The 23,706-nt window shown below is 63.9% G+C and carries 18 protein-coding genes; 10 read left to right on the forward strand and 8 right to left on the reverse strand.

The window, feature by feature from the left end:
- Positions 1 to 14 precede the first annotated feature (14 nt).
- Positions 15 to 1,376, forward strand: coding sequence for a hypothetical protein (locus tag ACFQEV_RS08835; RefSeq protein WP_379694972.1), 1,362 nt, complete (start codon positions 15 to 17; stop codon positions 1,374 to 1,376).
- Positions 1,377 to 1,389: 13 nt separating this feature from the next.
- Here the strand turns inward: ACFQEV_RS08835 and ACFQEV_RS08840 are convergent, their stop codons facing one another.
- Both ACFQEV_RS08840 and ACFQEV_RS08845 read right to left on the reverse strand, forming a co-directional pair.
- Positions 1,390 to 2,967, reverse strand: coding sequence for a glycosyltransferase family 39 protein (locus ACFQEV_RS08840; RefSeq protein ID WP_379694974.1), 1,578 nt, complete (start codon positions 2,965 to 2,967; stop codon positions 1,390 to 1,392).
- Positions 2,964 to 4,325, reverse strand: coding sequence for an arylsulfotransferase family protein (locus ACFQEV_RS08845; protein ID WP_379694976.1), 1,362 nt, complete (start codon positions 4,323 to 4,325; stop codon positions 2,964 to 2,966). The genes ACFQEV_RS08840 and ACFQEV_RS08845 overlap by 4 nt, the downstream gene beginning before the upstream one ends.
- Positions 4,326 to 4,587: 262 nt before the next feature.
- On the opposite strand from ACFQEV_RS08845, the gene ACFQEV_RS08850 reads away from it, so the two are divergent.
- The 8 genes from ACFQEV_RS08850 (at position 4,588) to ACFQEV_RS08885 (ending at position 14,425) form a co-directional block, all read left to right on the forward strand.
- Complete coding sequence (locus tag ACFQEV_RS08850; protein ID WP_379694978.1) at positions 4,588 to 6,429, forward strand: ABC transporter substrate-binding protein; 1,842 nt, start codon at positions 4,588 to 4,590, stop codon at positions 6,427 to 6,429.
- A 3-nt stretch (positions 6,430 to 6,432) separates the two neighbouring features.
- A complete protein-coding gene (locus ACFQEV_RS08855; protein ID WP_379694980.1) occupies positions 6,433 to 7,308 on the forward strand; it encodes a phosphatase PAP2 family protein in 876 nt (291 codons plus the stop codon).
- A 1,019-nt stretch (positions 7,309 to 8,327) separates the two neighbouring features.
- Positions 8,328 to 9,260 carry a glycosyltransferase family 2 protein gene (locus ACFQEV_RS08860; protein WP_379694982.1) on the forward strand — a complete coding sequence of 311 codons (933 nt, stop codon included), beginning with the start codon at positions 8,328 to 8,330 and terminating at the stop codon, positions 9,258 to 9,260.
- The gene (locus ACFQEV_RS08865) at positions 9,257 to 10,135 is read left to right on the forward strand and encodes a polysaccharide deacetylase family protein (protein ID WP_379694984.1); all 879 of its coding nucleotides are present in this window, start codon (positions 9,257 to 9,259) and stop codon (positions 10,133 to 10,135) included. The genes ACFQEV_RS08860 and ACFQEV_RS08865 overlap by 4 nt, the downstream gene beginning before the upstream one ends.
- 330 nt (positions 10,136 to 10,465) lie before the next feature.
- The gene (locus ACFQEV_RS08870) at positions 10,466 to 11,557 is read left to right on the forward strand and encodes a lipid II:glycine glycyltransferase FemX (protein WP_379694986.1); all 1,092 of its coding nucleotides are present in this window, start codon (positions 10,466 to 10,468) and stop codon (positions 11,555 to 11,557) included.
- A 2-nt stretch (positions 11,558 to 11,559) separates the two neighbouring features.
- Positions 11,560 to 12,732, forward strand: coding sequence for a glycosyltransferase family 4 protein (locus ACFQEV_RS08875; RefSeq protein ID WP_379694988.1), 1,173 nt, complete (start codon positions 11,560 to 11,562; stop codon positions 12,730 to 12,732).
- Positions 12,701 to 13,633, forward strand: coding sequence for a glycoside hydrolase family 16 protein (locus ACFQEV_RS08880; protein ID WP_379694990.1), 933 nt, complete (start codon positions 12,701 to 12,703; stop codon positions 13,631 to 13,633). The genes ACFQEV_RS08875 and ACFQEV_RS08880 overlap by 32 nt, the downstream gene beginning before the upstream one ends.
- 114 nt (positions 13,634 to 13,747) lie before the next feature.
- The gene (locus ACFQEV_RS08885) at positions 13,748 to 14,425 is read left to right on the forward strand and encodes a class I SAM-dependent methyltransferase (RefSeq protein WP_379694992.1); all 678 of its coding nucleotides are present in this window, start codon (positions 13,748 to 13,750) and stop codon (positions 14,423 to 14,425) included.
- 93 nt (positions 14,426 to 14,518) lie between these two features.
- Here ACFQEV_RS08885 and ACFQEV_RS08890 read toward each other — a convergent pair whose 3' ends face one another.
- The 5 genes from ACFQEV_RS08890 to ACFQEV_RS08910 all read right to left on the reverse strand — a co-directional run bounded on the left by ACFQEV_RS08890 (position 14,519) and on the right by ACFQEV_RS08910 (position 22,333).
- On the reverse strand, positions 14,519 to 16,276 hold the full coding sequence (locus tag ACFQEV_RS08890) for a glycoside hydrolase family 16 protein (RefSeq protein ID WP_379694994.1): 1,758 nt from the start codon (positions 16,274 to 16,276) through the stop codon (positions 14,519 to 14,521).
- A gap of 459 nt (positions 16,277 to 16,735) precedes the next feature.
- Positions 16,736 to 17,425 carry a LicD family protein gene (locus ACFQEV_RS08895; RefSeq protein WP_379694996.1) on the reverse strand — a complete coding sequence of 230 codons (690 nt, stop codon included), beginning with the start codon at positions 17,423 to 17,425 and terminating at the stop codon, positions 16,736 to 16,738.
- 70 nt (positions 17,426 to 17,495) lie between these two features.
- A complete protein-coding gene (locus ACFQEV_RS08900; RefSeq protein WP_379694998.1) occupies positions 17,496 to 18,464 on the reverse strand; it encodes a glycosyltransferase family 2 protein in 969 nt (322 codons plus the stop codon).
- Between the two features lie 5 nt (positions 18,465 to 18,469).
- A complete protein-coding gene (locus ACFQEV_RS08905) occupies positions 18,470 to 20,755 on the reverse strand; it encodes a DUF2206 domain-containing protein (protein ID WP_379695000.1) in 2,286 nt (761 codons plus the stop codon).
- 159 nt (positions 20,756 to 20,914) lie between these two features.
- The gene (locus ACFQEV_RS08910) at positions 20,915 to 22,333 is read right to left on the reverse strand and encodes an oligosaccharide flippase family protein (RefSeq protein ID WP_379695002.1); all 1,419 of its coding nucleotides are present in this window, start codon (positions 22,331 to 22,333) and stop codon (positions 20,915 to 20,917) included.
- Positions 22,334 to 22,507: 174 nt separating this feature from the next.
- Here ACFQEV_RS08910 and ACFQEV_RS08915 point away from each other — a divergent pair, with 174 nt between their 5' ends.
- Positions 22,508 to 23,170 carry a DUF1616 domain-containing protein gene (locus ACFQEV_RS08915; protein WP_379695004.1) on the forward strand — a complete coding sequence of 221 codons (663 nt, stop codon included), beginning with the start codon at positions 22,508 to 22,510 and terminating at the stop codon, positions 23,168 to 23,170.
- On the opposite strand, the gene ACFQEV_RS08920 is transcribed toward ACFQEV_RS08915, so the two are convergent.
- Entirely contained in the window at positions 23,099 to 23,635 is a 537-nt protein-coding gene (locus tag ACFQEV_RS08920) for a metal-dependent hydrolase (RefSeq protein ID WP_379695006.1), read from the reverse strand. The genes ACFQEV_RS08915 and ACFQEV_RS08920 overlap by 72 nt on opposite strands.
- Positions 23,636 to 23,706: the final 71 nt, after the last annotated feature.

Below are 23,706 nucleotides of genomic sequence, written 5' to 3' on the forward strand. Positions count from 1 at the left end.
ACAGAGGGGTGAACGTGCGACACCGCCGAATACTGATCGTCGGCCTCCTCGTCGTCGGATTGCTCGCGGGGGGATTCCTCGACGGGAGCGCCGCCCCCGAACACCGGACTCCCCGAGATGCGCAACTGTACCAACCGGAGGAGACCGGGAGTTACCTCTGGCCGTACACCAGCCGCAGTCGCTCCGTCGACGACCGAACGCTCGCTATCAACGTCGTCGTCAGGGGCGACCGGGGGAAGATTCGGCGGGCCCTCGAACGCCGCTCGCAGGCCAACTGGACGGTCGTCGAAGACGAGACCGAGGTCGTGACCGAGACCGGGACAAAGACCGCGACCGAGACCGTGACCGCGACCGAGACCGTAACCGGGACCACGGCCGCGACTGCGACCAGGACCGGGACCGCAACTAGGACCACGGCCGCGACCGCGACCAGAACCGGGACCGCGACCCCGACCGAGAACGGGACCGCGGCCACGCCCGAGAACGGGACCACGACCACACCCGAGAACCGAACCGCGACCGAGACCAGAGTCGAGGTCAATGTTGGTAAATCGCCGTGGCAACCGGCGCGCGGTTCGTCCCGGTACACGTACGTCACCCCCAACCCGAACGCCTCGGGCCGGTGGATAGAGTCCCGATACCAACTGGCGACCGGCACCTATCTCGGCCACCGAACTCACATCCGGGCGTACCCCGGGCCCTTCGGTAACTGGACGGCGTTCCAAGCCCACACCGAGTACTGGGACTGGTTCCGCCTGCGCCACACCGTCACCGGCGTCGCGCCGGGCGCGCGGTTCGTGGAACGCGACCTCCGGGACGAACCGTTCGTCGAGAGCGTCAGCCGCGAGTACCACGGACTCGGCGGCGGCGGGAGCGACGGGTGGCTGACGATCATCGACTTCGCGTCTGTCTCCCTCCTCGTCGGCGTCGCGTTCCCGCGGTCGAGTCGCCGCCGGTGGAACCTCTCCGACGCCGCGCTCCCGGTGTCGCTCGCCGCACTCGTCGTCGGCGTCCGCGCCGCCGGCATCACCGCCGAGCAGACGATGCCGGGCGTGACGCCGAAGTTGTTCGCCGCGGTGCTCTACCCGACGCTGGTGTTCGGATTACCGGCGCTCGCGGCCTTCTTCGCGCGGGGTCGCCCGGCGAACCGGACGGCGCTCGTCGCCGCCGCCGGACTCGGCGCGGGGTTCGTCCTCGACTTGGGCGGCGTCGGCATCTCGACGGTTCCCGTGAGCCTGGTGCTGCACCGGTTCGCGCTGATGAGCGCCATCGGCGTGCTCGCGTACGGCGCCGCGCGCGACAACCGACGGTTCACGGCGCTCGGCGTCTCCGCGTGGTTCGTCACGCTCGCGGCGTCGCTGTTCGGCTACGTCTGAGGCTCCCGCGGCGTCACTCGGGGGCCCTCGCGCGGTAGATCGCGACGCCCTCGTTCTCGAAGGCGAGTTCCCACCGCGGCGACCGCTCGAACGACCGTTCGAGCGACCCGAACTGCACCATCCCCGCGCCGCGGACGGTGTACCTCCCTTTCGGCACGTAGACGTAGTCCGGGTTCGCGCCGACCGTCGCGGCGGTTCTCTCGACGCAGGAGGCGGTCTGACAGGCGGAGACGTTCTTGTACGCGCCGAGCTGCGGTTCGTACTTATCGGCGCCCTCCCACTCGACGCCCCACGGGCCGACCAGTATCGTCCGCTCGGCCTGCACCGGGAACCACTCGGCGGCGTCGCCGAGGACGACGAACGTCGCGTCCTCGGGCGTCTCCGTCGCCGCCCACTCCATCGCCTCGACGGCCTCGTCGTCGAGGAACTCGGGCGTCGTGGGGTCCGTGACCAGCGTCATCTCGTAGGCGAGGTACGCGCCGCCGCCGACCGTCGCCGCGAGTATCAGCGCCGCCGTCCCCGCCGCGCGCCAATCGACGTTCCGCGGACCGGCGCGGTCGAGCGCGCGTATCCGCCCCGCGACGTCGAGGCCGACAGCGACGAGGGCGAACGAGCCCACGGTGTAGGAGAACCGGGGCTGTTTGAACAGCACCTCCGCGGCGACGAACCAGAGGGGAAGGAACCGCTCGCGCCTGACGACGAGGAGGTAGGCCGCCGCCACCAGCGGTATCGCGGTGTACACCGAAATCGCGCCGTAGAGGAAGCTCATCCCGCCGCCGATGCCGCCGTGGGTGCTCCCCGCCGCCGCGAACGTCTCGACGCCGTGGACCGACGCCATCCACGCCAACCACGGGGAGGCCACGACGGTGCCGCCGAGGCCGACTATCGCGCCGCGGACCAACCCGGCGAGGGAGCGGTCGAACACGGCCCACATCAGCAGGTACGTCGTGACGACGAACAGCGAGTACGTCGGGTGGGTCAGGAGCGTCAGCCCGAACGCGGCCAGTCCCCCGAGGACCGCCCGCCGGTCGCCCGAGGTGAATACGTGGTAGCCGGCGTATATCGCCGTCAGCGCGTACAGGTAGGCGAACGCGCGGACGACGCCGCCGGCGGAGATGTGCCACTCCAGAATCTGGGGGTTCAGCGCCACCGCCGCCGCGGTTGCGGCCCCGGCGGGGCGGGACCCCGTGTAGTCGCGCGCGAGGAGGTAGACGGGAATCTGGACGGCGACGACGGCGACGCTCGGGAGGAACCGAGCGATGGTGACGGGGTCGCCGCCCATATCGATGAGCACGGCGAGCACGTAGAACTGGAGCGGCGGGTAGGCGAAGGGGACGCCGTCGGCGGTGTACCCCGGAATCCGAGTCGGCGGGGCGTAGCCGCCGGCGATAATCTCCTCGGCGATTTGGGTGTACAGTCCCGCGCCGTACGCCGGGTAGGGATTTGTCGCGAGGTAGACGCAGACGGCGACGACGCTCGGAACCAACGCGAGCGTCAGCCACCTGCGGTCCCGCGCCTCCAGCGGAACGGCGCGGCGGAGTCTGTCGGCGTTCGACGCTAATCGGCCCGAGTAGGTCTCTCGTACGGTCATTTACGTCCGAAACGAAGCGGTGAGCGAACGCTCACGGTCCTGTCCGTCCAGCGGTACTCCAGCGTGAGCCATCGGATGAGCGTCACGACCAACACGACCACGGCGAGGCCCTCCGCGACGCCGACCCACCGCGGGAAGGCGTACGCGATGGAGTTGACGACTTTCGGCGGCAGCGTCGCCGTCGCCCGCGCGAGGAGTGACCTCTCGCCTTCGGCCGGCGTCTTCGAGGGGAGTCCGAGGCTGGCGGCGCTCTCGCCGCCCTCGCTCTCGTCGCCCGTTCCGAGTCGTTCGGCCTCGTAGGGGAAGCCGACCGTCGCGGACCACACCACCTCGCCCGCGCGGTTCACCTCGAACACTCGGTCGCCGTTCGAGTCGGTGACGAGGGTGTTGCCGTTCGGCAGGCGGTCGGCGTCGCGCGGCCACTGGACGCGCTGATCCGCCCACGTCCACGTCCGGTTCCACTCGCCGTTCTCTCGCTGGTACTCCACGACGCGCCCGTTCTCGGAGTCGGCGACGAGAACCGCCGGACCGCCGTTCTCGGGCGGGATGTAGTCGGGGTTGTGCTGTTCGTACAGCGTTGAGTGGTTGCCGTCGGTGCCGAGCGTCCAGTTCTTCATCAGACCGCGCTCAAAGCTGACGAAGGCGACTTGGTCGTGGTTCCGGAGGCTCACCATGACCGCCTCCTGTCCGTCGACTTCGACGTACTCCACGTCGTTGAGGTGGGTCCAGTCGTCGGGGAACGGCCCGCCGCTCTTGGCGACGTCGAACGACGATTGGGCGTCCCACTCCCACTCTATCAGGTCCGTGGTCGTGTTGACGACGTACACCCGGTCCCTGTCGATGTCGGCGACGAGCAGGCGGTGTTCGTCGATCCGGTCCACGTCGTGCCACCGGGTGGAGTGCTTGCCGGGCGTGATGCGACTGTACACCTGCGTCCGTTCGCCCGTCGTGAGGTTCACGCGCTCGACGCCGTTCCGGGTGCAGACCGTCTCCCCGCAGTCGCCGGGGGCGAGGTGGTCCGCGTAGACGAACTCGACCGTCGAGTTCGTGCCGGGGACGCGGTCCACGTCCCAGTACCGCGTGTGGTTGTCCTGATAGTAGTAGATGCTACCGTCGGGCGCGAACGCGGCGAGTTCCGCGCGCGCCCGCGCCCCGTCGCCCTCGTCGCCGACGAACGCGTTCGAGTCGGTGGCGACGACGGTGATGTTCGGGCGACTCGGGACGACCGGCGAGCGGTTTCCGGTCTTGAACGCCTGCTCGACCGAGGGATCGCCGGTCACCTTGTCGTTCGTTCGCTCGGCGTCGACGTATCCGACGACGAGCGTCGCCGCAGAGAGGAAGACGAGTACGGCGAGCACGCTGCGAATCGTTCGCCTCCGGGAGGCCATAGCGGATCAATCTTGTCGCGCGCCAATAAGCACCTTGCCTATCGTCTCTCGGTGACTCGGCGCGTCAGTTCTCCGAAAACCGACTGTACGGAACCTCTAGACCGATCATCCGACGTTCGCGTCCGGGACTCTCAGAGATGCCGACAGAAACTATCGCGATGTGGTATGTTCACGCTGTCGATGCGAAGTCCGAAGAGATATTAGAGCGGGTTCACAACGGGGTACGAACGGAATGACACAGCCGTGTACCTCCAACAACGTCCGACGGCGGGCCGTTCTCTCCTCTCTCGCCACTGGCGTCGCTGTCCTCGGAAGCGGCTGTGCCAGTCGGCTGCGGGCGGTCACCGGATGGAAATCTCCCGACCAAGTGACGCTTCAGATCAAGACCGTCCCCGCCGACGACGACCCCTACGCGCTCCGAATCGCCCGCAAAGTCGCGGCGTGGCTCCGAACCGCCGGTATCGGCGTCCAGGTCACGCCGATGGCCGAGGAGGAACTGCTCCGACAGGTGCTCTTGAACCACGAGTTCGACCTGTTCGTCGCCCCCACCCCGGCGCAGTTTCGGACGCCCGACGCGCTCTACCCGCTCTTGCACTCCCGGTTCGCGGGCGCGCAAGGGTGGCAGAACCCGTTCGGGTACACGAACCTCGACGCGGACGAACTGCTCGAAAAACAGCGTCACACGTCCGGTCAGAAGCGGCGCGAGGCGGTCCAACAGTTGCTGCAGTCGGTCGCTACCACTCAGCCGTTCACCGTCGTCGCGTTCCCCGACGACATCCGCGCCGCGCGGACGGATCGGTTCACGAACTGGCAGCGCGCCGACCTGCAGTCGCCGATGGGGTATCTGAACCTGAACCGCCGCGCCGGCGCGGAGAGTCTCACCGTCGAGAGTTCCGACGCCGCGGAGTCTCAGCTGACGGTGGCGACGACCGACCAGCGACTGACGGAGAACCTGAACCCGCTGGCGGTCGAGTTCCGCCGCACCAGCGCGATAACGGGGCTCCTGTACGACTCGCTCGGCTACTCGCCCGACGGGCAGACGGTCGCACCGTGGCTCGCCTCCTCGTGGGCGTTCTCCGAGGGGAAGGAGGGACCGGTCGCGCGGCTCAAACTCCGACCGGAGACGACGTGGCACGACGGCGAACCGCTCACCGCCGCCGACGTGGCGTTCACGTACGCGTTCCTCGCGGACACGTCGCTCGGGTCGGTGATACAGACGGAGGACGGCGAGGACGAGGACGGACCCGTCCCCGCCCCGCGGTTTCAGGGACAGAGCAGCCTCGTGACCGACGCGAAGGCCGTCGACTCTCGAACGGTCGAACTCCGGTTCGTGGACTGCGAACCGCAGGTCGCGACCCGCGCGTTCACCGTCCCGGTGCTCCCCCGTCACGTCTGGAACGAACGCACCGCGGCCGCCTCCGTCGGCGGCATCGAACTCGGCAGCGCGACGGAAGCGCTCGTGACCAACAACATCCCGCCGGTGGGGAGCGGACCGCTCGCGTTTGTCCGAAACACGCCGCGGGAGGCGTTGGTGCTCGAACGGTTCGACGACCACTTCCTCACCCGAACGAACGCGGACGGCATCCCGTCGCACCTCGCGGACGCCCCGGCGTTCGATCGCCTGACCGTACAGGTCGTGGGATCCGACGTCACCGCCGCCGAGACGGTTGCGAGCGACGACGCTGACGTGACCGGGACCCCCCTCGGAGCCTCGACGGTCCCGCGGATCGGCCGGGCGAGCGAACTCGATCTGATCGTCCGCCGCTCCGAGCGGTTCTACCTCGTCGGCTACAACGCGCGCCGCCCTCCGCTCACCAACCCTCGGTTCCGAAACACGCTCGCGCACCTCGTGGACAAGGACTTCATCACGCGGGAGGTGTTCGAGGGGTACGCGCAACCCGCCGCGAGTCCGTTGGACGACACTCGCTGGCTCCCCTCGGACCTCCGCTGGAACGGGACGGACCCGGTGACGCCGTTCCTCGGTTCGAACGGCGAACTCGACGTCGAACGCGTCAAAGAGGAATTCCGCAACGCGGGGTACCAGTACGACGACGGGAAACTCGTCGGGGGCTGACCGATGGGGTTGCTCGAGGTCGCGGCGCAGGTCGTCGGCGGCGTCCTCGTCCTCTTCGCCGTCGCCCTCGCCGTCGTCGTCGGCCCGGCCCGGATGCGGACGGCCTCCGACGCGGTTCGGTCGAACCTCCGGGCCGTCGCGTCCGCCGTCGGCGTGTTGGCCGTCGTCCTCGCGGCCAACGGCGTCGTCCGCGACCTGGGGGTCGAAGTGTCGTGGCTCATCGGCGTCAACATCACCGGCTACATCCACGCCATCGAGGGGGAGTTCGTCGCCGTCCTCCAGTCATTCGCGACGCCGGCGCTGACCGCGTACTTCGGGTTCGTCTACGTCTTCGGGTACGTCTTCCTGCTGACGTTTCCGCTCGCGGCGTACCTCCTCCACGACGATCCGCGACCCCTCTACGAACTCCTCGTCGCCTACATCGTCAACTACGGCGTCGGACTCGTCTGCTACGTCGCGTTCATCGCGTACGGGCCGCGGAACTTCATGCCCGAACTCGTGGAGTCGCTTCTCTACACGACGTGGCCGGAGGCGCAGCTCCTGACGACGGAGGTGAACAGGAACACGAACGTCTTCCCGTCGCTCCACACGTCGCTCTCGGTCACCGTCGCCCTCCTCGCACACCGGTTCCGACACGTCTACCCGCGGTGGTACCCCATCTCGGTCGCCCTCGCGGCGTCCATCTCCGTCTCCACGATGTACCTCGGCATCCACTGGGCGACGGACGTGGTCGCCGGCCTCGCGGTGGCCGGTCTGAGCGTCTCCGTCGCCCGGCGGGCGGGGACGGGGTCGGCTCCCGTCATGTCCCAGTGTCCGAAAACGCAGCCGGTTGGACGGCGGTGGGTCGATGGACTGCGCCGCTGGTGGCGCGACGACTGACGTCGTCTACGCAGTAAAACGATCTTTCTGTCGTCGTTTCCCCACCGACAGCGCAGATGACGCGGTGATGTCGTTGCTTCCACGGAAGGTGGTCACGGACGTTCGCTACTCCTCGTACGAAATAGCGAGGCTTCTCTCCTTTGCGAACGATAGTCACCAGTTGCGGCACGATCTCCGTGTCCTGTTTTCTGTCGTCACGGAGGTATCGAGAACCGCGCTGGTCGCCGTATCGACCCACAACGTCCTCTTCAACTCTTGTCTCGTGAAGTTCGCCCGCCCCGTGAGATGGGTCGAGACGTGGGCTCGTTCGATCCGGGACGCATCGATGCCGGTTACACCGTTCAGCGGCAGGTCTCCGAGGGAGACTTCGGTGGAGTCCGTCAGATAGCCATCTCCGGGCGGTCGAACGCTTCGCGGAGCGTCGGTGGTGCGGGGTCGAACCGAGCTCTGAGGCGTCACGAACGTGGGACATCTCGATGCGTCCGCCCTCCAGACCGCGGTCGGTAGTGGTCTTCCTCACCGTGAGACAGCGCACAACGGCGTGTCGTCGGAGCGTGCGTTGCTTCCGAGACATTCCTGTTGAAAACGAGACGCGATCCGTGAGCCAGTACGACGTCCACTCCACGCACTGAAGGAGGCACGACTTCGGAGAGGGCACCCATCGTGACCGAGGCCACGTACCGGTCATGTCCGTCAGAAAAGGTTTCAACACCGCCACCTTTTCCTACTCCGCGATAGTATTCCACTCCTGATGGAATAATCCAGTCCAACTTCACTGGAAAGCGACCCTCTATCTACCGTTAGGTTAAACCGCTAGAATACACCGTTGATGCGGACTCGCACTCGTTTTCACGTTTTGTACGGATTTTTGACGTGAACCGGCTCTCTCCCCATCTCCATCGCAAAAGTTGGTATTTATCTCGTATCTAGGGCCTGATTTGTTGCCAATTGTCCATACTGGTTTAATAACAAAGTCGGTCGGACGAGTTCTGAACGTACGCTCAAGGGGGGACTCAGAGATGAGGATAACAAAGATCAGAGAAGAGGCGATGAAGCACGTAGCGTCCACGCAGATTCCGAACGCGGTCAGGGCCAAACTGACCGACGATGAGAACCGATCGGGACGCCGCGTGCGGTATCTGCGGCGCTTCGCACGGGACGAATCCGTGGCATCGAACAACCTCACGACGCGAGTCGGTCAGCGCGTGAATTCGGCCCTCAGAAACTCTCTCATCGACTCGGCGACGCCGCCGAACGGAGAGTTAAACATCGTCGTTGCCGTGCCGGCGTTCAACGAGGTGGGAAGTGTCGGGTCCGTCGTCGAAGAGGCGAAGAGGCACGCCGACACAGTGCTGGTTATCGATGACGGAAGCGCAGACGGCACAGCAGTTTCCGCGGCCGCCGCCGGTGGGATCGTCATCCGTCACGAAGAAAACCGGGGATACGGTGCGGCGCTCAAGACGGCTTTCGTCGAGGCCGCCCGACGAGGCGCCGACCACCTCGTTATCCTTGACGGCGATGGCCAACACGATGCGGGGGACATCACCAAACTCGTGTCCGCCCAGCGTGCTCGAGACGCGGAAATCGTCGTCGGCAGCCGATTCAAAGGCGGAAGCAAGATGCCGGCGTACCGGCGATTGGGTCTCGAAGCTATCAACGTCATGGTCGGGTTCACGCTGTTCGTTTTAAACGCCGACTTTCGAATCCGAGATACCCAAAGCGGTTTTCGAGCTTACGACCGACGAGCGATCGAGTCGCTCGCCGCCGACAGAGAGCTCACCGACGGAATGGGTGCGAGCATCGACGTTCTCTTCCACGCGTACCGCTACGGCTACCACGTTGAGGAGGTCGACACGACGATATCGTACGAGGGAGTGACGAGTACGCACAACCCCGTCCGACACGGACTCACGCTCGTCAAGCAAGTGGGCAAAACGCTGTTGCCGACGTGACTCGGTCGTCCGGCCACCCGCCGACCCACGCGGTCAGTTTCGACTTGGAGCACTGGCACTCCGCGACGCTCCTCGCTGACGAGGTCGATGACCCGGTCGACCGTATTCGAGAGTCGGTGACGACGGTCCTCGACCTTCTGGCTCGTCACGACGTCTGCGCCACCTTCTTCGTCGTCGGCGAGGTTGCGGCCGACTATCCGGACCTCATCCGGGATATCGCTGACGCCGGCCACGAAATCGGTTCTCACGGCCACACCCACACGCCGCTTTTCGACCTCTCTCCCGACGCGTTCGAGCGTGAACTGCGGGAGTCCTCGGCAGCGATAGAGCGCGCGAGCGGCGTCGAACCCGTCGGATTTCGAGCCCCGAACTTCTCGGTCACGCGCGAGACGCAGTGGGCGTTGCGAGTGCTAGCGTCGAGCGAATACCGCTACGACTCGAGCGTGTTCCCCGTTAAGACGCCGATGTACGGAGTCTCCGGCGCGCCGATTTGGCCGTACATCGCCACCGAGGCCGATCCCTTTCGCGACCGGTCCGAAGGAACCGAAGACGGCATCGTCGAAGTCCCCGTCTCGGTCGCGGGCAGTCGACTCCGAGTGCCGATAGCCGGTGGTTTCTACGTCCGGGTCCTGCCGACGTGGGTGCTGAAGCGCGGAATCGAGAACTTGGAACGTCTCGGAATACCGGCCGTGCTCTACTTCCACCCGTGGGAGTTCAATCCGGAGATACGGGTCGGTTCTCCGCCGTTCCACAGTCGGTTCGTCAGCTTCCACGGCATCGAGAAGACCGAGGCCAAACTCGACCGGCTACTTGATTCGTTCGAGTGGGGGACGGTCGAAGCAGTAGCGACGCGTACGGCCGAACGACACCGTTAGCGCGCCGAGTACCGACCCTCCGCGCGGTGAAACACGACGCGAGACGGGGTCGTAGACCGAGCCCTCAGATAACCCGAGCTTAGTGGGCGTACCTGGGTCATTACAATACTAGATGGCCTCTACACTGATTTTAGAGCACAAGCGTCTAACCGGGACGCGGTTATCGGTCTCGGAAACGACTGGCCGTCGCGACGTTTCCGCTCCGTCACAGATAAGCATGATTCCACAGACCGCTACGAACACTCCAAAATCGGCCCGACGTACAGCGCACGACGACAACCCGTTCGTACGACACCGAACAGCGACCGTCCACCGAGGAGGTTCGGGATAGTGGACGACGATACATCTACCGCGCAAGCGGCGGTACAGACGCAGTCCGAACGGATTTCGGTCGAACTGTGTACCGACGCCGGCGCGTGGGACGCGTTCGTCGAACGGCACGGAGGGTCACCGTTCACCACGTGGCGGTGGGGTGACGTTGTCGAATCCTACGGCCCCGAACGGTACTACTTCGTGGCTACCGTCGGCGGCGACATCGTCGGCGCGGCCCCGTTGTTCCACGTTCGCAGCAGACTGTTCAGGGACAAACTGGTCTCGGTCCCGTTCGCGTCCCGGGGGTCACTCGTCGTGGACGAAGCGTACCGGGAAGCCGCGCGCGACCGACTGTCCGAACTCGTCCGGACGCTGGCCGACGTCTTGGAAGTGGACGTCGCCAGCCTCCAGAGCCGAGACCTCGGTTCGGTCGAATCGTTCGAACACAGACAGCGGTACGTGGCGTACGAGGTCGACGTCGGTGAGGGTCCGGACGCCGTCTGGGACGAGATGAGCTCCAGCCGCCGGACGCACATCCGGCAGGCTGAAGACGACGGTGTTCGAGTTCGCGTCGGCGAGGATACGGCCGACCTCCGGACGTTTTACCGCCTCTACCTCCAGACGATGCGCGGACACGGGAGTCCTCCCCACCCGTTTCGGTTCTTCAAACGCCTCTGGGACAGGTTCCACGGCGACGGGACGATGCGGCTGTACATCGTTGAGCACGACGGAACGCCCATCAACAGCGCCATCGACTTCGCGTTCGGGTCGTGGGTGTACCACTGGAAGGAGGTGTCGGACTACGACTACCGCGACCTCAACGGCGGGAGCCTCCTCGTCTGGAAGGGGCTAGAGTGGGCGGCCGAGAACGGATACGAGACCTACGACCTCGGACGGACCCGCGAAGGGTCCGGTGTCTACATGTTCAAAAAGAGCTTCGGCGGGGACAAGGTCTGGATGGACGACTACCACTACTTCCCCGACGGCGAGGTCGAACTCCCCGACCCCGACCAAGAGAAGTACGAACTGGCCAAACGCGTCTGGCGGCAGATTCCCATCCCCGTAACCCGCGTCATCGGTCCGCCGCTTCGGAGGTCGATCAGCCTCTGACGATGCACGTGCTCTACATCCTCGGTCAGAGTACCGGCGGCCTCCCTCACTACACGGCGGAACTCGCCAACGCCGTCGCAGAACACGCAGACGTGACCGTCTTCAAACCGAACGAGACGAGTGCCGACGACGTGTTCGACCGCGGAATCGATGTCAGGGAGGTGTTCGCCCCGCTGGGTATCTCCATGCCGAAACTCTCGCGGCGCGAGGTCGACCCTCGAGAGGTAGTCCGCGGCATCCTCTCGTACCGGAACGTCCGAGAGGTTCGAACCGTCGACCCCGACATAGTCCACGACACCACCGACCTCTTCCCGCAGGTGAAACTGTTCATGAAACTGCACAGTATCGACGCCCACCTGCCGGTCGTCGTGACGCGCCACGAGGTGGAGAAGCGACGACTCTCGTTCGCTCGCCCGCCCCACCTCGCGGAAGAACTGGTTCACATGGCCATCCCGGACATCAAACTCGACCGAACCGTGGTCCACACGGAGAATCAAAAACGGGCGTTAATCGACCGCGGCGTACCTCCTCAAGACGTGACGGTCATCCCGCACGGGGCCTACACGATATTCGGAAACTACGAAGATATCGACCGCGACCCGGAACCGAACACGCTGCTGTTCTTCGGGAACGTCGTCCGACACAAGGGAATCGACACGCTCGTCCGCGCTATCCCCCTCGTCGCCCGGGACGTTCCAGACGTGAAACTGCTCGTCGCCGGGGACGGACGGATTCCCCGCGACGTGGCACACGTCGTCGCGGAGAATCCGGCGCACTTCGAGGTCCACGACCGGTTCATCCCGAACGAGGAGGTCAGACAGTACTTCGCCCGGGCGCAAGCCGTCGTCATGCCGTACCACGAACGCGAGGGCGGTACGAACGGTCACAGCGGTTCGCTCGCGACGGCCCTCTCGTTCGGGAAGCCGGTAGTCACCTCCCGCGCCGGTGACTTTCCGTCCCTCGTCGAAGAGTCGGGCGCCGGACGGACCGTCCCCTCGGGAGACCCCGAACGACTTGCGGCGACGATACGCGACGTCCTCGGCGACGACCAATCGCGTCGAGAGATGGCAGCGAACAGTCGCAGACTCGGTGAAGAACTCTCTTGGGACAGTATCGCCGAAAAGCACCTCAACCTCTACCACAATGTATCAAGACAACGACGAATCTCGGCCTGACCGCCAGGAGGAGCAGAGAGTCGATGCGAGCGAGGGGCCGCGAGACGACGGGTCGGACAACCGAAACGGCGAAATTCGACTCTCTCGCCGACAGGCGCTTCGTGCGGGCGCCGTCGGCGTCGGAGTGTTCGGCACCGGGTGTACCTCCGACAACCCGTCGAGCGTCGCGTCCGGAAACACCACCTCGGCGCGCGGAGGAACGCCTACGGCGACGGGAAACGACGAGGTTCCGGACACCGACGACATGGAACTGATCCTCGAAGACCGGTTCAGGGCAAACGAACTCGACACGTCGACGTGGCGGGACAAGTACCCGTGGGACGCCCGGACGCACAACTACGACGGATACGCCGCCCCGGAGAACGTCTTCGTCGAGGACGACCGGCTCGTTCTCAAAGCCGAAGACAGGCCGACCAAGGACCGAGAGTTCACGACGGGCGTCGTCTCCGCGAAGGAGGTGTTCGAGCCCGGCTACTTCGAGGCGAACATCAAGATTCCGCCGACCGTTCCGGGGTTCTGGCCCGCCTACTGGCTCACGTCCGCTTCGTATCATCCTCCGGAGATAGATATCTTCGAGTTCTTCGGGGCCGACCCCGAGGTTTACATGACCTACCACTACGCCAACTCCGAAGGCGAGGAACGAAAGGTGCAAGAGACGTGGGGAGGTCCGAACTTAAGCGCGGACTTCCACACGTACAGCGTGGACTGGGACCCACCGGAGAAAGTCGTCTGGTACATCGACGGAATCGAGCGGTTCCGGTACGACGGGCCGCACGTCAGCGACGAATCCTGCTATCTGATACTCAACTTTGGAATCGACCGACCGGGCGACCCCTCCCCGCGTTCGAAGGATCTCCCGGCGACGTACGAAGTCGACTGGATCCGCTGTTGGGAGCGATGATGACGAGCAGAGTTATTCGCCCGGCCAAACTGACCGTCGTCGGTCGGTGCCCTCGCGAACTACACCGATCGTGGCGCGGAGGCGGCCGGCTTGATCCGCGGAGATCCGAATGAGATGAAATCACGCACGCGAGACCGTGAGGGGGCAGTCATCGACATTTTCGAACGGACGAGTACGGGTACGGGGTCGCTACTCGACGTCGGGTGCGGCGACGGCGACCTGACGGTGCGCATCGGAGAGGCGTTCGGCGCTGAGGAACTGTACGGCGTCGACGTCTCACCGGATGCCGTCGAACGAGCCCGAGAACGTGGTCTAACGGCGTTCCGCGTTGACCTCGACGAGGAGACTCTCCCGTTCGACGACGACCAGTTCGCCGCCGTCCATGCGGGCGAAGTGATCGACTATCTACGCGATCCAGACCACCTGTTCGGTGAGGTACAGCGGTGTCTTCGTCCCGGCGGCTTATTCGTCCTCACGACGCCCAACTTGGCATCGATACATAACCGCATCGCCTTACTCTTCGGTAAGTTACCGTACCCGATGCGGGGCGAGTTCGACCGACTGGTCGGCGAGAACGAGGGACCGAGTTCGTTGTCGAAGCGGAGTTCGGTGTTCACGTACGAGACGCTTCACTCGGTACTCTCCGCTCACGATCTTCACGTACTGACTGTACTCGGAGCTACCAGCACACCGCCCGAGGCGTCGACGATACACCGTCTCGTCGAGACGGTGGCGGTGGCGTTTCCGTCGTTGAGTTACCGGAACATCTTCGTCTGCCAAAACACCGGCTGATGGACCGTCGGCGGACGCTGTCGGTACTCCGAAAGCGTCGACGCAGCACCGAAAAAATAGCGTCGGCCCGCCCCGGGCGTCGTCGGTGCGGCGTTAGTCGGTGTAGTCGACGACGTCGCCGTTCAGTTCGGTGGTGACCTCGCCGCCGAACGTCGACACGTCGACGATGTCGCCGCCGAATATCCAGTAGGCGTCGGTGCCAGACCCGACCTTGCCGGAAATCTTTCCTCCCCTGACCTTGTCGTTGGAGTTGATAGAAGCGAACGGGACGTCGGCCTTGATGACGCGACCGGCCGTCTCGACGATGTACCTTACCGAGTTCTTGCCTGAAGCGCGATTGATGACCAGCATATCGACGCGTTGGCCGTCTACGGAGACGTCGGCGTCGCCGTCGAGCGAGAGACTCGTTATCTCGCCGCTGAACCCGAACGAGTCGCTTCCGCTTCCGGTCGAACCGGCCGCGGTGGAACCGGAGACGCTGTCTCCGCCGTCCGCCGCGCCGGCCGGTTCGATGGTGTCCGAGACGGTCACCGAGTACGTCGTACCGCCGCCGTTGCCGTCGAACGTTATCGTGTGCGGTAACGAGGACGACCCGCCGTCGTCAGTCTCGTCGGTCGGCTGTTCGGGGCCGGGGCTGTTGGGGTCGACGAGCGTGTCGGGGTCGACGTACTGGTCGTCGATATACGTCTCGACGGGCGCGTCGTGAGCGAAGTCAATTATCTCGCCGTGATACCGAAAGCCGTCGCCGCCGGAATTGTCTTCGACGCCGCCCGCTAGAGTACCGTCGCTCGATATCCACTCGTCGCTCTCACCGGTGCTCAGTTCACCGCTGTCGACGCTGATGTTCCCGCCACTCGCCTCGAAAGCGTACGTCACGGGGTCGTTGCTGTCAGCGCGCACCCAGAAGTAGTGTTCCGTGTCGTCCGTCGTCTCGTCCGTCGCGTCCTCCGTCGTCTCATCTGTCGAACCGTCGGAACTCGATCCGGAGGTCCAGACGCGGACCCAGTCGACGACCATCTCTTCGCTCCAATGGGTGGACTTGTCGGTGGTGCCGACCTTATCGATCATGTTCGTCAACATCATGTACTGCGGTCCGCCGTTCCTGAGCGCTTCCATCGCAGTGGAGTCGGTGATGGTACCGACATTGATGCCGTCGAAGTAGAAGTCGACGCGGTCCTCGAGCCACCGACATCCGTAGACGTGGAACCCCTCGGTCAGATCGGTCGAAGAGTCGTATTCGACGTCAAGAGATTCGTGCGTCGAACTGTCGTCCGAGACCGTAGATGTCGAGTAGTGAATATGGTACTCCGCACGGTGGGTGTCTTCTCGTCCGCCGTCGTTCTGGAATATTTCGATGAAGTCCAGTTCCGGCGGCCACTCTTCCGTGTTCGGTTTCGACCAGAACGCGGGGAGAACTCCGGTCCGCCCGGGGAGTTTGATGCTAGCTTCCCAGTAGCTGCCCGGTCCGTAGTAGTGCTTGTCCTTCGTGTTCACGGCGGAGGTGGTGACGCTCCCGTCGTACCGCATCGAGAGGTGAAGCTGTCCGTTAGAGACGTTTACCTCGTCCGAACTGACCCGCCCGGCCGAGTTGCGGTCGGTCAAACCCCACCCGTAGCCGACGCTCCACTTGGAGGTGTCCAACGACCCCCCGTCGAACGTGTCCTCGAAGTTGAGCGTCCAGTTGTCCGGGTTCGGTGGTCCTCCGTCGGTTGCTGCCGTCGTAGAGGCGGTGCTTAGGCCGAGCCCTCCCGAGGCGACTACCCCCGTCGCGGCTAGTTTCAGGTAATCTCGCCTCCCGAGCTCTTCACCTTCGTTCTCTTCCCGTTCGTCCGTCTTCTGCCTGCGCGTCATACAGTCCGACAACGAGAACATACTGATATATACATTATTATGTTATCTTATATATGTCAATATGATTTGTGAATTCTACAGATTTTACTTCAAAGTATTAATTACCGAATCCATGAATATAGCGGTCCAGTCCGTACAGCTACATAGACGTTCGAACGCTTCTAAGGCGATCTTAAGGGAGAAACGCGGGCAAATGAAAGCGCGAGGCTAAGCTGTCGGTGGAGACGCGTCTCCTCAGAGGAGATCGGTCGGCGGGACGTCTGCCCAAGGTTCGGAATATGATAATATGAGAGCCTAACGTTGCTCGGAAAAGATGTATTTATGCGGAACGAACGCCTGTCTCTCCTCTACGGGAGACGAGAGAACGTCTCGAAGGTCCGTACGGGTAACTGCGTCGCAGTTCTCGACGCCGATAGTGGGAAGCTTCGTGGAGAGAACAGTCGCTCGCCCCGGCGGACGTCATTGACGCGCCGTGACGACTAACTCTAGGGGTTCCGCTTGTCGGATGGCTCCGTCGTCGGTAAGCGACCACTCCGAGACCGGTGTCCGCCAGTCGCCGTAACGGAACGCCAGGTAGTCTTCGACGGCCGCGGGGGTGTGGACGCCCAACTCCTCGTCGTAGACGATATCGTCGACGTACTTTCGCGGGAGCCACAGCGTGAACATCTCTAAGAGCTGCCTCTTCGGGAACGAGGTCATCTCGATCTCTCCCCCGGCTGACCGCGCGTACTGTTGGACGAGCGGGTACACTACGTCCACGAGCTCTCCCAGCCCCGGTGTGTCGAACTCCTCTTTGACCTGCGACTGGGCCGTCCAGGCGTGCGTCTCGTTCCGACGGAACACCATCACGTCTACGAGTCTCCGGTTCGTCCGCGAGCGAGGCCCCTTCTCGTTCGTCGGGATGAACTGGTACTTGTACGTCCGGCCGTGGTAGGACCGCGACTGAACGCGGTAACCCTGTTCTTCTATCTCCGGGATCAGCCGGTCGACCTTCTCGACGTCTGATGCGAGTATCGCCACGTCGATGTCGTCGTCGTACTTCGTCAGTTCACCGGAACGAACGAGAGTCAGAAGCGTTCCACTTTCGACCCAGTGGGTCACGTCGTTCGAGTCGAACAGTTCGGTGACCCACGCGAGCTGCTCATCCATACGAGTACCGACGAGGTTTGCGCATTTTGTTATGGCCGAGTTAGCGGCCGCGAGGCGGGTATCGCTCGGGTCACCAGAGGAGTCGGTCCGGATTAGCAAGGACGCGTCGGGGGTCAGGACCGTACCACCACGCATACAGCATCGTCCCGCGAGACTTCAGAAGTTCGATAGTTCGCCGGTCGATAACGTCTCGCTCCGCCAGCAATGCGTCCCGTTCGTCGTACAGCGACCCGAGTATCCGACGAAGGGGTGCGAGTCGGAACTGGGCCGTCACGACGGCGTAGACGGACCACACTAGCGTCGTGAACACCACGTATCGCCACGGCAGATTTCTGACGGCGAGTCTGATCCGGTTCGCGATCTGTCGCTCGCGCGTCTCGGCCGAAGGGAGTCGCGCTTTCGGCGTTTGTTTGTGGTACACCTCCACCGAGGGGGCGTAGAGAATGTCCCAGCCCGCGTCGAGCAACCGCAGCGAGAGATCGTGTTCCTCGAATCCGTAGACGAAGTCGGGCGGGTACGCGCCAACGTCGTCGAGCAGTTCGGATCGAATCGCATTTCCGACACCGCAGAACGACGATGCGCGGTACTGCTCGTTCGAGGACATCCGGATGTCTGGCGGGTCGGGAATCTCCATGAGGATGGGGCCTCCGGTCTCGTAACTCCGACTCCGGAAGGCAACCACACCGACGTCCTCGTGCTCTCCGAACAGCGAGACGAGTCGCGACGTCGCGTCGGGGTCTCCCAGTACCGCGTCGTCGTCGATCGTCACGAAGATGTCCCCCGAAGCAAGTTCGAAACCGATGTTGCGAGCCTTCGGGACGCCCATCCGTTCATCGAACTCGTGGTAGTAGACGTCCTTTCCGTCGAACCGTCCGCCGTCGGCGAACAGTTCGCTCGTCTCGTCGGTCGAGCTACTGACGACGACCACCTCGAACGGCTCGTACTGCTGGGCGAGGATAGACTCTATCGCCTCCGCGAGGTCGGTCGGCCGGTTGTACGTCGCGAGGACGAACGAGACGAGCGGGTTGCGTTCCTCCACGTGAATCAATCCTCACGACTGCACGCGCCCGTACGCCAAAGCGTTGGGGGCCCTTCGGCGGCCCGGCAGTCGACGACGGATGTCGCCGGGTCGCGCGTCTGGTTCGCTCCGGGCCCGTACCTCGCCGCGACGATTCGGACGTCGCCGCTACTGTAAACGACGTTGCGAGGTTCAGCGATGGCGTTCGCCTCCCTTCGAGAGAGATACTCCGGCGCGACGGCTCGGCCGTTTGCGTCCCGGATGGCGTTCTTCCGTACGAAGACGTACCCCTCGTCGAGTTGTTCATAGTCGATGGTCGGCTGGTAGTCGGTCTTCAGTGCCACCGTCTCCACGTTGTAGTAGCCCGTGGGAAGAATCGACCGGAGTAACTGGTAGCTGGTGCGGTCCGTAAACACTGGTATTCGGTTCGGGAAGTCGCGGCCTTCGAGTTGGTCCTCGCCTACCGGCGTCGAACTCGGTCGGATGTCGGTACTATCCAGTAGCCAGTCGGCAGCAGCCCGTTCACCGGCCGAGAACACTGAGTCGTGAGCGTCGGCGTTGAACGTCGCGCTCTCGGACTCGGCGAGGGCGGCGAAGGCCAACCCGGAGTTCAGGGCGAGGAGGACGACGAGGACGATGGCGAAAAGCGACCACGGGAGTCGAAACGACCGCGAAGTAGGAAATCGACCGCTGACACGTCCGAGAGCGTCGTCGAACGAGCGGTAGCCCACCGCCGCAAACAGTGCTAACACCGTGAGCACCATCTGATACACTCGGTCCGCGTAGAGGTTCAGGATGACTACGTACGAGAGCGAGAGGAACCCGAATAGCGGAACAGCGAGTGCCGTCAACTCCGTCCGAGCGGGTTCCTCTCCGCGTCTAGCTCGTACCGCATCGACGAAGGTCCGCCACGCGATACCGAAGGCAATGAGTACGGTCATCAGCACGTAGATGTAGAGGTTGAGGTCTTCGAGCGGGGTCGTCTGCTGACCGATGTACGTCACCCCTGCACCGCCGGAGATCGTCCCCTCGTTCAGGAGCGTGACGACTTGGTCGAACGCGCTCGTCGGTATCCCGACCAACGTATCGACGAGCGTCTGCGAAGCTACACCGTACCACGCAGTTGCCGTCCCGAGAAGGACGACCGGATAGACGAACGATAGTCGATGGTCCACGGGGCCGACGAACCGGCCGACGGCCCTGAGGCCGAAAGTCGCGGCCAACAGCGCCAGTCCGAAGAACAACGTCGTCGCGTAGTGCGAGAAGATTAGCCCGAGAACCAACAGCAACGCCGCAGCCTTCCGCCGCGAGTCGTGTACTCCCTCGAACAAGTACAGCCCGAGAAGTAAGACCACGAACAGTTCGGCGAGAAGCTGTTTCCCTGGCGTGTAGGTGAGCGAGATGTGATAGAACGCGAAGAACAGCGCGCCGAACAGTCCGACGCGGGCCCCGAAGACCCGACGGCCGAGGTAGAAGATACCGACCGGAACCAACGAGAACAGGAGTACGTAGACGACGGTGAACGTAGTCCACAGCTCCATTCCCGTCACTATCGTCACCATCCCGGGCACGGCGGTCACGACCGGAAGGGCGTACGCCGACCCGCCGCGGCCGATTGGCCACTCCCCCATCTCTACGATCCGACCGGCGCTGAAGTACAGCGACTGAATGTCGTTTCCGACGACGTGGTTGGTGAGGAGGTTGACTTGCAGAAGCGCCGAAAACGCGACGAAGAACACCAAGACGGGGTAGTGGTTCGGACGGACGACACGCGTCGCAGAGAGCAGCACCACGGCGGCGACGACGACGACGAACAGGTACATCCCTACGTTCGACCCCGTCGAACGCATGATCGCCGCACCGAGAGCCGACAGCGTCGGTAGCACGAAGAGCAACAGTAACACGGGCGCGGAGCCGACGAGGTCGACCTTGACGTCGGGAAATCCCCCGTCGGTGACCGTGGTGAGAGCGAACAGTGCGAGGGTCGTCGCTGTCAAGAGCACCGCCAGCGGCCAGAAGCTAAGCGGATTTTCGACGCCGAGAACCCCCAACCCCGCGTTGGCGAGGAGGGTGAGCGTCGCGAGGAGGGCGAGCCCGAGCCCGCTACTGTAGAGGGCGAATCGTCCACCGGTGTCCGTCCCGACGTCGAGAAGACTCGCGAGCAATGCCCCCGGAACGAACAGGAGCACACCTCCGACGAGGATGCGAACGCCGAACGTCGGCACTCCGAGCGAACCGAGCCAGACGCTCACCCAGAACACGGCGAGTAACCCGAGTACGGTGGTACCGAGGCCGACGTTTCCGACCGACACGCGGAAACGCCGCCTGTGAATCGCGCCCATCGTCTGTCGCCTCATCTCGTGATCCGTGTGATATGTATGGCGTCTGTATCTCCGTTTCAAGGCCAGAGCCATATGTTTTTTCGCTACGACCCCGACGAGACGTCGTCCACCTCGAACCAGCCGTTGTCTTCAGATGAGCGTCCGAATTCCGGGGAGGATGACCTGATCTCTGACGTCGGGAATCGCGACGGTGACGGCGACGTAGACTGCGACGCCGACCGCAATCTCCGCCACCAGTATCGCGACGCCCGTAACCGGGACGGCCCACTTGACGGCGAGGAGGGCGCCACCCATCAGCAGCGACGATGCGGCGTACCAGCCCGCCAATCGATACGGGATAGAGAACGAGACGTATCGGGAGAGATAGCGAGCGTGAAGTACCGTGTTGACGAACCAGGAGGTGGTCGTCGCGATGGCCGCGCCCACGAAGCCGACAGTGACGAGCAACAGGGGGCTGAGAACGAGGTTGAGCGAGACGGCGACGACGGTGGCCCGCGCAGCGAGGTCCGGCCGGTTGATCGCTCGCACCGCACCCTCGACGACGTCGTTGACCGATTGAAACACCTTCTCGACCATCAAGACGACCAGTACCGCCGCGGCGACGACGTATTCGGGACCGAAGATGAATCGAAGAATATCGCTGGCGAATATGGTCGCGCCGACGAGCGCGGGGATGGAGATGAACAAGGTGACTCCCATCGCCGTCGAGATACTGGACCCGATGCGTTCGGTGGCGGCGGCTTCGTTCCACTGGCTGATCTGGGGGAAGAGCGTCACCCCGATGGATTTGCTCACGAGGATGACTAAGAGCGTCACCTGCCACGCGATCTCGTAGGCGCTAACGTAACTCGACGCGAGGAAGTAGCCCACGAACGCCACGTCCATCCAGGAGTACACCCGGCCGCCGACCGACGTGACGGTCTGGTACTTCGAGAATGCGAGAAGGTCCTTGACGGCGTCCATCGTCGGCCGACCGATAGGAACGCCGCACCGACTGTACGCCCACAGGAGTCCGACCGCAGACCCGGCGATGAGTCCGACGACGATACCGCGCGGACCGTAACCGCGGGTAACGAGGAGTGCGCCGAGTCCCAGCCAGACGAGACGGTTCGCAAACTCGATGGGGGCCGTCTCGCCGACGCGCAGTTCTCCACGAACGGCGTGAAGGTACAGTTTCGAGAACTCGTGAGTCGCGAGGCCGACCACGAGCAGTCCCGCCACGTTTGCGCCGATGAAATCGTTGACGCTCCCTCGCCCGAGGAGGATTCCGGCAGCGACCACTGTCGTAGCGGTTGCTTTGAACGCGACCGCCGAACCGAGCGTCCTATCTTGGGTCTGTCCTCCCTCGCTCAACCGTTTCTCCAACGCCCCGCTGATTCCCACGTCGGCGGGTATCGACAGGAGTCCGAGCACCGTCTGAAACAGGAAGTAGATCCCGAGTTGGCCGGCGTCCAGGCTGTTTGCGAAGAAGGTAATCCCTCCGAACATGAGTAGCGCGTTACCTCCTCGCGATAGGAACAGTTTGAACGACGAGCGACTCAGGTCCATCTGTTAACCATCCCGCTCAGCGAACGGGTTTCACACCGCTTTGTGCGTTCGTCATCCAGCTATTTGACAGTTGATGAGGTTACTAGGATGTTCCCCAAAACCGAGGGATATCGGGCGATAGAGTCCAGTTTACGCCCTTACGCTTATTGTCGTCTCGGCCGAACCGCGGCGGTGATGCCCGAGGTTCGCGACACGCTCCGACGACTCGGCCACCGAGGGTCGAAGCTCGCCTCGTCGGTTCGACGGCTTCGATCGCGAGGTCGGTCGCTGTCAGACGCGGAGTGGACCGGCGCGACGGTGAACGTCGTCTTGGTCCTCAGCCTCCTCCTCGCGCCGGCGAGTATCGCGTACGCGCTATCCCTCCCGGACGACCGATACACCGAGTTCTCCGTTCTCACCCGAGACGACTCCGGGAACCTCGTCTCTAACGAGTATCCCCGGAACGTCGAACGCGGCGAGTCGGTTCCGCTCGTCCTCTCGATAGCGAACCACGAACAGACCGGATCGACGTACACCGTCGTCGTCCGACTGCAACAGGTACGGATGGGTGACGGTGGAACCGTCGCGGGGATAGAAACGTCGAAAACGCTCTCTCGAGACCGAGTCACCGTCGCTCCGGGCGGGACCCGGACCATCCCCTACGAGTTCGTGCCGACGATGACCGGGAAGAACCTCCGGGCCAGCTTCCTTCTCTATCGCGGCGAACCGCCCGCGAATCCGAACGCGGAGAGCGCGTACCGCTCGCTCCACCTCTGGATGAACGTCTCAGCGAACGGCGCGGAGTCGGCTGACGAACTCGGCTATCCCCGGCATCCCGTCGAACCGCCAGCGGACTAGTGCGAACGCGACCAAGAGTAACTCCACCAACACGAACCCCGAAAGCGCTAGCCCGTCGACGTTCGACGCTAACGACTCCGACTCGTACACTGGCGACGGCAGGACGGGCCAGAGGAGATAGGTGAGTTTGTCGTACTCGCCGGTCAGGAGCGGCGAGAACGAGTCGGCGACGCTGTGACTAACGTATCCGATTCCGAACGCGACTGCGACCGGTTCCTCGCGCCGCCGGGTGACGAGGTAGACGATCGAAATCACCAATGCGGCGGTCAACAGCGAGTGCGCCAGCGAACGACCGGAGGGGAGGATGCCGAACGTCCATGCCAGCGGTTTGTCCACGAGGTCGGGAAACTGCGTCCCCAGTCCCACGAACGCAACCTCCGGGCCGGTCGGCGGCCGGTCGTCGGCGCGATTCACGAACGCTGACCAGAGCAGGTAGCCGACGGCGGCGTGTCCCCACGGCCACATCGGATCCCCGTTTCGGAGGGCGATACATAACTACACCGTCGAGCGGCAGCCGAGCGTGCCGGAGCGTCGCA

The organism is Halopelagius fulvigenes (genome assembly GCF_042662625.1).
In the GTDB taxonomy this organism is placed as follows: Archaea; Halobacteriota; Halobacteria; order Halobacteriales; family Haloferacaceae; genus Halopelagius; species Halopelagius fulvigenes.

Bases quoted from the DNA above. Each gene is read 5' to 3' on its own strand.
- ACFQEV_RS08840 (WP_379694974.1), bottom strand. From the start codon at position 2,967: ATGACCGTACGAGAGACCTACTCGGGCCGATTAGCGTCGAACGCCGAC.
- ACFQEV_RS08850 (WP_379694978.1), top strand. From the start codon at position 4,588: ATGACACAGCCGTGTACCTCCAACAACGTCCGACGGCGGGCCGTTCTC.
- ACFQEV_RS08855 (WP_379694980.1), top strand. From the start codon at position 6,433: ATGGGGTTGCTCGAGGTCGCGGCGCAGGTCGTCGGCGGCGTCCTCGTC.
- ACFQEV_RS08860 (WP_379694982.1), top strand. From the start codon at position 8,328: ATGAGGATAACAAAGATCAGAGAAGAGGCGATGAAGCACGTAGCGTCC.
- ACFQEV_RS08875 (WP_379694988.1), top strand. From the start codon at position 11,560: ATGCACGTGCTCTACATCCTCGGTCAGAGTACCGGCGGCCTCCCTCAC.
- ACFQEV_RS08880 (WP_379694990.1), top strand. From the start codon at position 12,701: ATGTATCAAGACAACGACGAATCTCGGCCTGACCGCCAGGAGGAGCAG.
- ACFQEV_RS08885 (WP_379694992.1), top strand. From the start codon at position 13,748: ATGAAATCACGCACGCGAGACCGTGAGGGGGCAGTCATCGACATTTTC.
- ACFQEV_RS08890 (WP_379694994.1), bottom strand. From the start codon at position 16,276: ATGACGCGCAGGCAGAAGACGGACGAACGGGAAGAGAACGAAGGTGAA.
- ACFQEV_RS08895 (WP_379694996.1), bottom strand. From the start codon at position 17,425: ATGGATGAGCAGCTCGCGTGGGTCACCGAACTGTTCGACTCGAACGAC.
- ACFQEV_RS08910 (WP_379695002.1), bottom strand. From the start codon at position 22,333: ATGGACCTGAGTCGCTCGTCGTTCAAACTGTTCCTATCGCGAGGAGGT.
- ACFQEV_RS08915 (WP_379695004.1), top strand. From the start codon at position 22,508: ATGCCCGAGGTTCGCGACACGCTCCGACGACTCGGCCACCGAGGGTCG.
- ACFQEV_RS08920 (WP_379695006.1), bottom strand. From the start codon at position 23,635: ATGTGGCCGTGGGGACACGCCGCCGTCGGCTACCTGCTCTGGTCAGCG.